The 13,703-nt window shown below is 47.4% G+C and carries 11 protein-coding genes and 1 other annotated feature; of the genes, 1 reads left to right on the top strand and 10 read right to left on the bottom strand.

Annotated elements, in window-relative coordinates; all coding sequences use genetic code 11:
- Positions 1–216: 216 nt before the first annotated feature.
- The 10 genes from AC58UX_RS27400 to AC58UX_RS27355 all read right to left on the bottom strand — a co-directional run bounded on the left by AC58UX_RS27400 (position 217) and on the right by AC58UX_RS27355 (position 11,951).
- Positions 217–672, bottom strand: coding sequence for a hypothetical protein (locus AC58UX_RS27400; protein WP_497258658.1), 456 nt, complete (start codon positions 670–672; stop codon positions 217–219).
- 207 nt (positions 673–879) lie between these two features.
- Entirely contained in the window at positions 880–1,161 is a 282-nt protein-coding gene (locus AC58UX_RS27395) for a YciI family protein (protein WP_497258656.1), read from the bottom strand.
- 134 nt (positions 1,162–1,295) lie between these two features.
- Entirely contained in the window at positions 1,296–1,751 is a 456-nt protein-coding gene (locus AC58UX_RS27390) for a hypothetical protein (protein ID WP_497258654.1), read from the bottom strand.
- A 142-nt stretch (positions 1,752–1,893) separates the two neighbouring features.
- On the bottom strand, positions 1,894–3,435 hold the full coding sequence (locus tag AC58UX_RS27385) for a lytic polysaccharide monooxygenase (protein ID WP_497258652.1): 1,542 nt from the start codon (positions 3,433–3,435) through the stop codon (positions 1,894–1,896).
- A gap of 447 nt (positions 3,436–3,882) precedes the next feature.
- Positions 3,883–6,963, bottom strand: coding sequence for an isoleucine--tRNA ligase (gene ileS / locus AC58UX_RS27380; RefSeq protein ID WP_497258650.1), 3,081 nt, complete (start codon positions 6,961–6,963; stop codon positions 3,883–3,885).
- An 81-nt stretch (positions 6,964–7,044) separates the two neighbouring features.
- Positions 7,045–7,299 (bottom strand) — a binding site (T-box leader).
- Between the two features lie 151 nt (positions 7,300–7,450).
- Positions 7,451–7,612, bottom strand: coding sequence for a hypothetical protein (locus AC58UX_RS27375; protein ID WP_497258648.1), 162 nt, complete (start codon positions 7,610–7,612; stop codon positions 7,451–7,453).
- A gap of 277 nt (positions 7,613–7,889) precedes the next feature.
- Positions 7,890–9,230: an LLM class flavin-dependent oxidoreductase gene (locus tag AC58UX_RS27370; protein WP_497258646.1), complete on the bottom strand. Its 1,341-nt coding sequence runs from the start codon at positions 9,228–9,230 to the stop codon at positions 7,890–7,892.
- Positions 9,227–10,228 carry an aldo/keto reductase gene (locus AC58UX_RS27365; RefSeq protein ID WP_497258644.1) on the bottom strand — a complete coding sequence of 334 codons (1,002 nt, stop codon included), beginning with the start codon at positions 10,226–10,228 and terminating at the stop codon, positions 9,227–9,229. Before AC58UX_RS27365 ends, AC58UX_RS27370 begins: the two co-directional genes overlap by 4 nt.
- A gap of 36 nt (positions 10,229–10,264) precedes the next feature.
- Positions 10,265–11,143: an ABC transporter permease gene (locus AC58UX_RS27360; RefSeq protein WP_497258642.1), complete on the bottom strand. Its 879-nt coding sequence runs from the start codon at positions 11,141–11,143 to the stop codon at positions 10,265–10,267.
- Positions 11,144–11,171: 28 nt separating this feature from the next.
- Entirely contained in the window at positions 11,172–11,951 is a 780-nt protein-coding gene (locus AC58UX_RS27355) for an ABC transporter ATP-binding protein (RefSeq protein WP_497258640.1), read from the bottom strand.
- 383 nt (positions 11,952–12,334) lie between these two features.
- Between AC58UX_RS27355 and AC58UX_RS27350 the strand changes: the two genes are divergently transcribed.
- On the top strand, positions 12,335–13,690 hold the full coding sequence (locus AC58UX_RS27350; protein WP_497258638.1) for an LLM class flavin-dependent oxidoreductase: 1,356 nt from the start codon (positions 12,335–12,337) through the stop codon (positions 13,688–13,690).
- Positions 13,691–13,703: the final 13 nt, after the last annotated feature.

The raw sequence follows: 13,703 nt of genomic DNA, 5'->3' as shown, positions 1-13,703 counted from the left end.
ATTAAGGATAATGAGTTTTTCCGCAGCTCCATATTTTTTAAACATGAAAAAGCTCCCCTTACAGCAACAGGTTTTATTATTTCACCTGTCTACCGTAAGGGGAGCATATCATTTCTGGGCTGCCGCTTTTTATTTAATATGAGGTTCTTTGAAAAAACTTGTTTCTTTAATTGATCCGGGGATGGGAGTATTTCCCAAAAATCCAAACTAAATCAGTTACTTGTTTTCTGCCACCTCACGGTTTTTTAAATCTATTAACAGCCCAATACAAGTAATAATAAATGTAACAAGCAATATAAGACCATAAGCGGGAACGACAAGGTAGCCGCCAACAACTTCTGTTTCTGGATTTAAACTATATGCGAAATAGTTAAACACCAAGGAACTAACAATAAAATCGATTACATATAAAACCCCAGTTGTCGTATTTCCAATGATATATAAAGCAAAACCCGCAAATGAGATTGGCACTAAAAAAATGACAAAAAAGAAAGTATACTCATCTGAGTTTCCAGCGTACAAAGGCAGTAAAGAACCAGCTAATAATGCTGCCCAGATCAAAAATATACAAGTATATTTGTAAAACTTAAATCTTCGTTTCCCATTTTCAGTTACTATTTTCTTAATTAGTCGATACATTAAATAGATGAATGCAAGTGAAATACCAACCAAAGTGATTATGAGGAGTGGAATAAGAGCGGCCTCCTTCCATTTCAGATTTAAAAGCTTTTATATTACGAATCTGATTAGCTAGTTAATTTAATATTCCATATTTCACCAAATATCTCCTTTTTTTATCGTCGTACTCCTGTCAATACAAAAGGCTGCCCCGCGGCAGCCTCTTAAAGTGGATTATTCAACTATAAACCTCAAATAGCGTTATCTAGGTAGTACTGCCTTCATTGGGTAAAATTCCGTTGTCATAATTCCCGCCATCGTTGCAGGGTCTTCTGCAATCAGTGCTGGGACTTGAGCTGCACTTTCAACTTCAATGATCGCAAGTCCATGTGGAGATGCCGGATTGAGAACGGGGCCGAACACTAGCGCAATCCCCTGATTCTGCTTTTCCGTCCAATAGGCGATGTGTTGCATCATAATGTTACGTTCTTCTTCGGTCATGTCCTGATGAAAAGTTGTTCTCGGTGGGGTGGACCACAACATGAAGTGCATTTTTCCTGAATTGTTAGAGATGGCTTCTGACACTGCGATTCACTCCATTTTCTTAAAATGTATTTCCAACTTCACTGCGCGTTATTAATTATGTCATTAATTCCATCTAATATTCAATAAACACGCTATATCCACGTTATAAAAGATTTACTTACTATCGTTACATTGTTGTTTTTCGCCCAATGATTTAAATCCGAAGTACCACTGTCTTCATCCTCTGAAAACCTAAAAGTCATCTTCATCGGAACGATGTTTTTTCCATACGGTTTTATTCCAATAACGGGTCTGAAATAGCCTTTGGTCAGAATCACCTTTATTTCGCTGGCTTGAATTGTACGTCCATTTACTATGATTTTATCATCGAGCAGGTGTAACTCCCCTTGGTTCTTTAACGTCCTGTACAAAATAACTAAAAACGCGACTAAACTCAAAAAGAGCCAAGCATATATGGCATATACTACGCCTACGCTTTCCCTATCAGCAATGGATCTAAGCAGAAGAGATGAAATAATCAAAACATGAGCAATCATGCTTAGAATCGTTCCGATCCCCGCAGGACTTTTAACGTAATGCTTTGCCAATTTGAATCCCCCCATCCCCTTTCATATTACCATAAAATGGTGTTTGTGGTTCGAGCATACGCAGCATCAACTAAAAAAAAAGAAAAGGCCGTCCCAAAAGTAGAACACTCTACTTTCAAGACAGCCTCTTGGCATCATGCTTTTACTCGACCAATGTCCATACCCCAGCTTTGCCTGGGATCTCGCCTTTGGTCCACCATTTCGCCTTATAAGTGTGCCCGGCATAAATGACTTTATCTCCGCCATTGTATGCCTTCAATTCGTTCCATGTCGGAAGGACATTTGTGGATACAGCTTTCCAAACATCAGAGACTGCAGGCTGTTCGCCCTTTGTCCACCAGCCGGCAACATACTCGATACCGCTATAAGTAACTTTGTCACCAGCTAGATAGATCTTGGAGCTATCCCATGCTGGAGCCGTTCCAGGTGTAGGCGTAATCGTCGCCGATTTCGTTGTAACTGTCAGCGCAGCACTAGCCGTGGAGCGGTTACCGGCTGCATCTAGCGCAGTAACGGTATATGCGTATGCTGTCGCAGCATTCAAACCGCTATCCGAAAAAGTTCGTGAAGTCGTTGTGCTAACCAGCTTACCGTCGCGATACACTTCATATTTCGTCACACCGACATTGTCCACGGCAGCCGCCCAACTGAGTGTAAGTGCCGATTCAGTTACGTTACTGGCGGCTAATCCCGTCGGTTGCTTTGGCGCCTCCGTATCTGGCGCTGGTGTTACCACTGGCAGGGTGCTTGCCGATACTGGTGTACTAGCTGCCGAACGGTTTCCAGCATTATCTACCGCTACTAACGTATACGCATATGTGGTGTTAGCTGGCAAACCGTTGTCGGTATACGCCGTTTGTGTTGTTGTACCGACCAGTTTACCATCGCGACTAACTTCATAATTCTTAATACCTGCGGATGCCGTTGATGCCGTTGATGCCGTCCATGAAATCGTAATGCTGCTCTCTGTATGCGTAGAGCACCAGATACCGATTGGCGCGTTTGGCAACACGACTGGCTCCGGATCAGGTGTAACCGTGCCGTCGCCTTGTGTCAGATTGACATCGATCGCCTGATAAAAGGCATTCCCCGTGTCACCAATCTCCCACACGCCTAGGATGATATAATAACCAGTCCGATCCGTCGGCACCTGACATTTATGAGTGACTGTCATTTCCGGTTTCACATTGCCGCCATCCACTGTGCAGAAAGGCTTCGACTCCAGTTGATCGCGAGTAAGCGGCTTATTCGGGTCCCAGCCTTTTTTAGTAATGTAATATTTCCATTCCTTCGTCACGTGATTGGCCGTAAACTTCCAGGTGAATGCATTTTCTCCACCTTTCATCTCAACCTTTTTCCAACGATTCGACGTTTGAGCATCCAGTTCAAAATACTTGGCTGCTCCCGCAATCTGACCGTCTGCCGGCCCCGATGCTGGGAATCCACCTTTACCTTCTACACTTTGCGGTTCATATTGAATAGCTCCACAATTCGTGTTAGCCCCTTGGTTACATAACAGTGAGCGACTACTTGGCGATTCTATGTACCCATGAGCTGAAGCTTTACTAGAGAAGGTAAATAGGCAAGCTAGTCCTACTACCATAAATCCAAGCAAAATCGCTAACTTAAATAGGCGGGTACCTGACGTCAGGCTCCCCCATTCCGAATGTTGCGTTGCTGTCATATCGATTCTCCTCGCATTTTGTAAAATAATCTCATTTCCAATCTTAGACATTTGCCAAATGCTTAGCTAGATTCAAAAGACCCAAGGGCATATGTACCTCGTGTCTTCGGTATCTATTAGCAAAAACAACATCTAAAGCGTGATATAAGACCCATATTTTTCTACTTTTTGTATGAGGAATCGATCATTGTTGTTCATTCGTCATCATTTGGGTCCTACTGCAACGTAGGCAGGAATCAGCTATGACATGAGGCTTGTATGAGTCAGATTTTCTATCTTTTCTACTTCTCTGGTTCCACGGTCCAGCTTATTTCCATGCCAATAGTCCTTTATTCCATTCGGAAAAAGGGGAGTTTTTTCTACATTTTCTGCTAAAATGAATGGCTGCGCCGTCATAAAAAAAGCTGCCCAACATACAGGCAGCCTGTTACTCACTTTGATTTCACACTACTCAATCAACAAACCTACATGATTTTCCCCGATCAACACCGACTCCATCTGGGGTTCTTTGGCATAGCTAACACGTGTCAGCAACACGCTTTCCTGCAAAACATGCTCAAACCGCGTTAACGCCGCTTTCAACTTGTCATCCACATCGAGTACGAGATGTACACGTTGATCAATAGGGAGTCCTAGCTTTTTACGATAGTCCTGAACGGAACGGATGACCTCTCTAACCATACCTTCCTGCTCTAACTCTTCAGTGATAGTCGTATTTAAGGCGACTGTCATTTGGTAACCAGTTGCTGAGGCGAAGCCTTCATTTGCTTGTTTTTCCACAAGTAAATCATCCAGTAGGATGTGCAGAGCTTCTCCATCGACTGTAACATCCAGATAGCCGTTGTCGAAGGCAGCTTTCGCTTCCTGGGCGGACAGGCCTTTCAAATGATTTTGCACAGGACCCACGAATCTACCATACTTTTTACCCGCTGTTTTCAAGTTTAATTTAAAATTGTAGTGCACGAAACCGGCATCACTCTGCACGACTCGGATTTCTTTGACGTTGATCTCATCTTTGATGATGTCTTCGAATTGACTCAGATTACAGTCACGGTCAAGTGAAATGAGCAGCTCAGACAGCGGCATGCGGGTCTTGATGCCTGTTTCATTCCGAATATTGCGAGCTAATTCTACGATTTGCCGCACAGCTTCCATATCATTTTCAAGTGCTGGATCACGTAAAGCCTCGTTCACGACCGGATAGTCAGTCAGATGAACACTTTCCACGCCTCCTAAATTATCGTACAAATCATCTGCCATTAGCGGCGCATACGGGGCTATCATTTTGGCAAGCGTCAGCAAAACGTCCCGTAATGTTTGATAGGCTGAACATTTATCAGCGTTTAATCCATTGCCCCAAAAACGATCCCGAGAACGCCGGATATACCAATTGCTCATCTCATCTACAAAAGCTTCGATTTGCTTCGCTGGATTCAAGAAATCGTAGATCTCGAGCCCTTTTATAACATGCTGCAAGGTGCTATGCAATCTCGACAAGATCCAGCGGTCCAATACATGCACAGCGACCTGCCGCGGATGTTCTTCAGGTTGATACCCATCTATCGTCGCATACAGCGCATAAAAAGCATGCGTATTCGTGATCGTATCGATGACTTTAGACTTCGCTTCAGCTACGATTTGCCTGGAAAAACGTTTGCTATTCCAAGGTGCACTATCGGATAACAACGCCCACCGAAACGCATCCGCCCCATATTCGTTGATGATTTCCCAAGGATCAATGCCGTTGCCTTTGCTTTTGGACATTTTTTGACCATGCTCATCCAGTACATGACCTGTTGATAGAACAGCCTTATAAGGAGCTTTCCCATTATAAAGCGTGGAGACGGCCAGCAAGCTGAAAAACCAACCCCTCGTCTGATCAATCCCCTCGCAGATCATGTCGGCAGGATACTGTTCACGAAATTGATCCGTATGCTCAAAAGGCTGATGATACTGGGCAAATGGCATGGACCCGCTGTCGAACCAGACGTCGATCACTTCTGAGGTTCGATCCATGATACCTCCGCAAGAGCACCGTAGCTTCACATCATCCACGTAGGGTTTATGCAGTTCAAGACTTTCATCGATGGGATGGATGGACCGATCACGAAGATCCTGGTGGCTGTCCGGTGCATATTCCACTGAACAATCTTGGCAAACCCACACATTTAGCGGCGTTCCCCAATAGCGGTTCCGGCTGATATTCCAATCAACGAGATCTTCCAGAAATTTACCGAAACGTCCTTCACGAAGATGCGAGGGATACCAAGTGATCTGGCTATTGTTCTCAATTAACTGATCTTTGATGGCCGTCGTTTTGATGAACCAACTCTCTGTCGCGTAATAGAGCAGCGGCGATTTGCAGCGCCAACAGAAAGGATAGCTATGCTCATATCGTTCTTTGGAAAACAACAGATGACGCTCGGACAAGTTTTTGACAATATCCACGTCGCAATCTTTCACGAACCGTCCTGCAAAATCAGTGATTTGATCGGTATACCGACCTGCCGCGTTCACGACATTTACAAAATCCAATTCGTGCTGACGAACGGTACGATAATCATCTTCTCCGTGAGCTGGAGCGATATGGACGATGCCAGTACCGCTGGCGTCACTGACATAATCCGCATCGACAACGATATGTCCTTTGTTCACACGCAGATAGCCAAATGGCGCCACATAGGAAGTGCCTACAAACTCAGAACCTTTATGCGTGGATAGGATCTCATAGTTCTCTTTCATTACTTTTTCAACGAGCTGGCTAGCGACGATATACACTTCACCATTTTGCTTAACTTTGGCATAATCCAAATCTTTGTTCACAGCCAGAGCAACATTGGCAGGCAGCGTCCATGGCGTTGTCGTCCATGCCAGAAAATGCTCTCCACTATTCGTGCTAGTGAACTTCACGGTGGCACTCAAATCCTTGACATCTTCATACCCTTGCGCAACTTCGTGAGAGCTCAGCGTTGTCTGACAGTCCGGGCAATACGGGCTTACGCGATGACCTTTATACAGCAGCCCTTTTCGATGAATGGTAGCTAAAATGTGCCATACACTCTCGATATACTCGTTCGTCAGCGTCACATACGGGTTCTCCATGTCCGTCCAGTAGGCGATCGCTTCGGTCATTTCACGCCACTGTTTCTCATATTCGAAAACACTGCTTTTGCACTTCTCCACGAACTCGGCGATGCCGTATGTCTCGATTTCCTGTTTGCCGGAAATGCCTAATTTTTTCTCCACACCTAGTTCGACGGGAAGACCATGCGTATCCCAACCTGCTTTGCGGACGACGCGGTAACCGGACATCGTTTTGTAACGGCCAATGAAATCCTTGATAACACGCCCAAGTACATGCCCGATATGCGGCTCCCCATTTGCAGTCGGAGGTCCTTCGTAGAAAACAAAATTCGGCTTCCCCTCGCGGTTTTCAATGGATTTGCGAAATGTATTGTTTTGTTTCCACTGCTCGAGAACTCGAAGCTCGCGATTCCTTGCCATCTCTTTCACATCAACTTTTCTCATACTTCTCATCCTCCCGCTGGCTATAACTTGAAGTTCATTCATTGACGGATACATTGGAAAAACGCAAAAAAATCCCGCCCCATAAGGGACGAGATTTCATCTCGCGATACCACCCTAGTTCCGCACAGATTATGAAAAACATAATCCTACGACACCTCACTACGTACCATCATACGCGTCCTTTGTAACGGCAGGACCCCGGGTCAGCTTACATCACTTCTTCAGCTTTCCTTCTCGGAGAGGATTTTCGACTAAAGCTTGAACGTTGGCTTTCAGCGTGTGCCAACTCTCTGTGGAACAAGGGCTTAGTGTACTCTTTCTCGTCAATGAATTTATTCGAACATTCAGTTAATTTATTTTTGCATCAAAATGAAGAAATGTCAACCGTGTTCTAGCCTGCCATTATAGAAACAGGCTGCCGATGATGGATATCGGCAGCCTGACGAATTATTGTGCTATCATTTACCCGAAGTCGGGATACTCGGTTTTAAGCTTTTTTAATCGTATAAGAACCAAAGCGCTCGATTTCTTCAAGAGCCTTACGTCCAAAAGACTCTATTAACTCGTCGGCTCGAATTTTAGTTCCTCCAAGAGTAAGCCCGTCCCAGCGTACAATTTTACCGTCTTTTACCAAAAAATAATCATCCATACTATAACCTCCCAAATTAATATTTTGGAAATCGATGTGCGCTAGCATACGCAGAGTATGAATCTGCCTATCCATATTTTAGCACAATCTGTATGGGAAGCAAAAACAAGCTTTATGACTTCAGAAATGTTGCCGAACTGTGCTTGGCTACGCATCTATAGCCACTATTCCCTTCGCTCAGGTTGGCTTGCGTCGAAGCCTGAGCCGAGGGGATAGTGACCAGAAGCTTGGGCGATGAAGTCCTCTCCCGTGTCTGCGATATGTACTGTAAGACCCTTCAGGGTCTTACAGCTCCCGCCGCTCGCGCGTCACCCAAGCTTCGCACATTGCCTGGCCGCGCCAGCCCTAGGTTCTCCCGAAGGGTCTTCCCTTCGTAAGCTGTACGGAACAAGCCCCGATTCTGAAGCTCGGGGATAACCTTCTGCACGAAGGCTTCCAACCCGCCGGGGAACGTCTGCGGCAAAATATTGAACCCATCGGACGCGCCCCCGCGGAACCATTGCTCAATAAAATCGGCAACCTGCAGCGTCGAGCCGGTAAATGTAATATGTCCATGGCCGCCCGCATGGCGGTAGATCAGCTGCCGAATCGTCATGCCTTCACGGCGGGCCGCATCGAGAATGACTTCCTGACGGCTGCGAATGCCGTTGAACGCTTCAGCCGTCTTGGCTTTGTCCAGCGGAACGGGACCGTCCAGCGGATACGCTGCCAGATCGACATCGAAGCGCTCGGACATCGCACGCAACGCTTTAGGCAAATCCATTAACCCATTCAGCTCAGCTTCAATGTCACGAGCTTCAGCCCCCGTATCCGCAACGATTGGGCTGAGTCCGGGCAAAATATGCAGCTCATCAGCCGAGCGGCCGTACTTTTTCAGTCTCCCTTTGACATCCGAATAAAACGCCTGACCAGCACCAAACGTCTGTTGTGCGGTAAAGATAACCTCGGCCGTACGCGCAGCAAGCTCCCTGCCTTGCTCGGATGAACCCGCCTGAACAAGCACGGGATAGCCTTGCGGCGGACGCGGAATATTCAGTGGCCCCTTAACGGCATACACATTGCCTTTAAAGTTGATCTCACGAACTTTGTCCTCCGCAATGAGGATGCCAGCCTGTTTATCGTACACAAGCGCATCATCCTCCCAGCTATCCCACAGCTGCTTGACCACTTCAACGAATTCCTCTGCGCTGATGTAGCGCTCGGTAAGTTCAGGATGTTCGGATCGGCCGAAGTTGTGCGAAGCATCGCCAGCACCCGTCACGATATTCCATCCTGCCCGCCCTCCGCTAATGTGGTCAAGCGAAGCAAATTGTCTGGCTACGTGGAACGGCTCATTGTAAACTGTCCCAACTGTTGCAATGAGTCCGATATGACGAGTAACGGCTGCCAACGCAGCCAATTGCGTAAACGGCTCAAGCTTAGCCGTACGTCCGGCATAGCCGTCCGCTAAAAAAACCGAGTCCATCAGACCCCGTTCGGCGATCAGCGCCATTTTGCTCAAATAATGAATGTCGAGATCCCCTTCCGGATACACCTCCGGATGACGCCATGCCGCTTCATGATGACCGGCCGCTCGCAAAAACACGTTCAAATGCACCTTCCGCTTCGTCTCGCTCATCGGGTGATCAACTCCAATTGCTTGCCGCTTGTAATCGCGTCAATCTCATTAAGCTCCTCGCTGCTTAGCTTCTCGCCTAGAACCGGCAGCACTTCAGTAATATGCTGCGGCTTGGAAACACCGAGTATCGCAGACGTTATCGCCGGTTGGCTCAACACCCAGTTCAGCGCTAGCTGAGCCAACGTCCAGCCTCTCCGATCCGCAATCGGCTTCAGCTGCTCCACGATGTGGAAATTGCGCTTCTGCTCCAGCAGCACCTTCAGACGCTGCTCGCCTGCGGCTCCGCGCGACCCAATCGGCGGCTGCCCGCCGTAGCTGTACTTGCCTGTCAGCAGGCCGCGTCCAAGAGGACTGTACACAATGACGCCGACGCCTTCGGATGCGGCTAGAGGCAACAGTTCCTGCTCAATGCCCCGAGCGATGAGACTGTATTCCGGCTGGATGCTTTCGTATCTTTCCAGTCCAAGCCGAGCGGAGATGCCGTGCGCCTTGGCAATTTGCCAAGCGGCATAATTGGAAGCGCCGATATAGCGAACTTTTCCTTTTCGCACCAGATCATCCAACGCACGCAACGTTTCTTCCAGCGGTGTTTCTTCATCGAAGCGATGCACTTGATAGAGATCGATGTAGTCCGTTTTTAGCCTTTTCAAGCTATTGTCGATCGCACGTTCAATATGATATCGGCTCTGGCCCGCATCATTCGGTCCTAGTCCCACTCTGCCGTGAACCTTGGTGGCGAGAACAATTTGATGTCTGCGCGCGCCCAGCAGATTGCCTAGAATCGTTTCGGATTCGCCCGTTTCGAGCGGATTCCCTTTATCCATCCCTGAGCCATACACATCGGCTGTATCGATCAAAGTAATTCCTGATGCTAACGCCGTATCGAGCACCTCTGCCGATGCTTTCTCATCAATCCAGCGACCGAAAGCCATCGTTCCGAGACTCACTTCGGATACTTTTAACCCTGATCTGCCCAATCTTCTTTGTCCGATACTCATCTCCAACATCTCCTCACGATTAGTTAAATTGGCCTTTTAACCATTAAAGCTGTCTCGCCATTTGAGCAGCTTTTTCTCTAATACCCGCACCAGCGAATCTGAACCTTTTCCGACAAAAGCAAAAATTAAGATGCCGACGAACACAATCGCCGTCTGTGAAAACTGTCTGGCATCCATAATCAGATACCCCACGCCTTCGCTGGAGCCCATGATTTCAGCCACGACTAAGCCGAGCCAAGCGACCCCAATAGATAATCGCAATCCTAATAAAATGTTAGGCAGCGCTGCCGGAAGCACCAGCTTCGTTATTTGTTGAATTCGATTAAATTCCAGCACGCGCGCTACATCGAACAATTTGGAATCCACATTGCGGATGCCTAGAAACGTCTGTACATAAAGCGGAAAAAAGGCGCCTTTTGCAATTAATAAGATTTTTGAAAACTCCCCAAAACCGAACCATAAAATGAATAGCGGCGTAATCGCCAAGTGGGGAATCGTCCGCAGCATTTGTACCGAAGGGTCTACCGACTGCTCAAACTTGCGGAATAGGCCCACTAATAAACCGAATAGCAGCCCCAAACTTCCTCCTACCAAAAATCCAACCGCTGCGCGCCAAATACTGATTTTCAAATGTTTAAATAACTCCCCGGTAATGAGCAGGTCATAAAAGGCAACCCCAATTTCAGCTGGCGTCGGGAGCAGCGTCTTCGAAATAATGCCTAACGAACCGACAATTTGCCAAATGATAAGGACGGTTAACGGCAAAATCGATCCTCTTACGACGAGCAGCCACTTCGAATCTTTTTTCGCTGCTTTCAATGCGCTTTGGCTTTGCTGGGGAGACTGTGCTTCTTTGGGAGCCTTTGCTTGTACAAGTCCCTTTCCAACCCCTGTTACTACTTCTGCTTGACTCATACGGATTCACCTCTTCTCTTATTTTCTTTTAAATACCTGAGCTATCGATAAGCTCCAATTCTTCGACCCGCTCGAATTCACTCATCACGACTTTGCGCAATTCCAAAAAGGAAACCGACGCTTTCTTTCTCGGATGCGGCAGATCGACCGAAATAATGTTACGAATTGTACCTGGCCTTGCATTCATCACAACGACACGGTTCGCAAGGAAGACAGCCTCATCAATATCATGGGTAACCAGCACCATCGTCGTGCGTTTCGCTTCCCAAATGTTCAGAGCAACCTCCTGTAGATGTGATCGTGTAAAAGCATCCAGCGCTCCGAACGGTTCATCCAGCAGCAGCACTTTAGGATCACGCAGCAGAGCTCTTGCAATCGCCACGCGTTGCGACATTCCCCCGGATAATTCTCGCGGGTAAGCTTTCTCGAAGCCTTTCAGCTTGACCAATTCAATCAATTCATCGACTCTTTTGCGCACCTCAGGATCCTTTAAGGAAAGATCGGCGGCTATATTTTTCTCAACAGTTAACCAAGGAAATAAGCGATGCTCTTGAAAAATAAACCCTTTATCAATACCAGGCTTAACAACCTGCTGGCCATCCAGCAACACTTTTCCCTCATGCTCCGTATCTAGTCCTGCAATGATCTTTAGAAGCGTGCTTTTACCGCATCCGCTGGGTCCGATAATCGTAATAAATTCACCTTGTTTAATGCTTAAATGAATGTTGTTCAGAGCTTCAATCCGAGTGCCTTGAGGCGTGTGAAACCATTTGTGAGGCAGATCGATATCTAGTGTAATGACACTCATTGCTGCCCCCTCCTTACTTGCTTCTGCGAATGAATACTTGACATAACACATCACTCCTTCAGGAATCTTAAAAACACAAAGACTCCCGACCCGATTCTACGTAAGAATCGAATTGGAAGCCTCCAGTTGTCCGGTGGACTTATTCATATGAGATACAAAACTGCAAAAATCTTGAATGTAAAGCGATCATAACACCAGCCCTTTCATTGGGTCAATCATTATTTCTCATAAAACCCACTTGAATAATCGGGAATAACCTGATAACATGACTCCAACAACATAAATTAGCTCATTGGTCATCCAAAGGCTCCCTAACTGACAGCGTTTAAGACGTTGCTCATCTTACGGAGTCTTTTTTTATTTCACGAATTGGAGGCAAAAAAATGACTCATCATAATCAACGGCACATGCACCTTGGCGCATTTCTATTTCAGGTTGGTCACCACGTCGCCGCCTGGCGACATCCAGATACGGACGCGCACGGCATCCTGAAACATGCTTTCTATGAGAACTTTGCCCAGCTGGCGGAGCGCGGAAAATTCGATATGATTTTTCTCGCCGATACACTGGCTGTCGCAAACTACAATCAAGCGGGTTTTAAACATACCGTTTCTGTTAGACCTGAGCCATTGACCCTCCTCGCTTATTTATCCGGCGTGACGAAGCAGATCGGGCTTGCGGCTACGGTGTCAACGACGTATCACGACCCTTACAATTTAGCACGCGAATTTTCTACGCTTGATCATCTCAGTGGAGGTCGCTCCGCTTGGAACGTCGTGACATCAGGCCGTAATGAGGAGGCGCAAAATTTCGGTCTCACTGCACATCCTGTTCATGAGGATCGCTACGAGCGAGCTCGGGAGTTTGTTGATATCGTCAATAAGCTCTGGGATAGCTGGGAAGATGACGCGATTATCGCTGACAAATCAAGCGGACAATTCGCTGATCCCGACAAGGTGCACGAGCTTCATCACCGAGGTCAGTCCTTCTCGGTCCGTGGTCCGCTGAACCTCCCGCGTTCCCCGCAGGGCAGACCCGTGGTCATCCAAGCGGGCGCTTCGGAAACCGGAAAGCGGCTTGCTGCTGAAACGGCCGAAGTCGTCTTCACCGCTTGGCAGACGCTGGAAGAAGCGCAGCGTTTTTACCGTGAAGTGAAGTCTCTAGCCGTTGCGAATGGCCGCTCAGCGGATGATATCAAGATTATGCCCGGCATCTTTGCCGTCATCGGGGCAACCGAGGAAGAAGCGAGGGCTAAGGAAGCAATTCTTCAGGAACAAGTGCTGCCAGCTGTCGGACTTTCCATGCTTTCCGCTTCACTGAACGTCGATTTGACCGGCTATCCGCTGGATGGTCCTCTACCCGATCTGCCCGATCTTGGAGACGTCAATGGAGGCAAAAGTCGATTCCAGCTCGTCTCCGAAATGGCAAGGCGAGACGGCTTAACGATTCGCCAGCTCATTTATCGCGTGACTGGCGCTCGCGGGCACCGCACGATTGCCGGCACGCCGAGCCAGATCGCGGACCAGCTCGAAGAATGGTTCACGCATGGCGCTTGCGACGGCTTTAATATTATGCCGCCAACGCTGCCCGGCGGCCTTGAGGATTTCGTCGAGCACGTCATTCCTGAGCTGCAGAGAAGAGGCTTGTTCCGTACCGAATATACGGGCACAACATTGCGGGAACATCTCGGTCTCACTCGTCCTGTAAGCCAATTCGCCAACAGCGCATCAGCCATTTAAATATTCATTCGAG

The sequence above is a fragment of the Paenibacillus sp. J22P90 genome, assembly GCF_059692195.1.
Note: the sequence above shows the minus strand (reverse complement) of the source record. Positions and strands in the feature narration are given on the sequence as shown.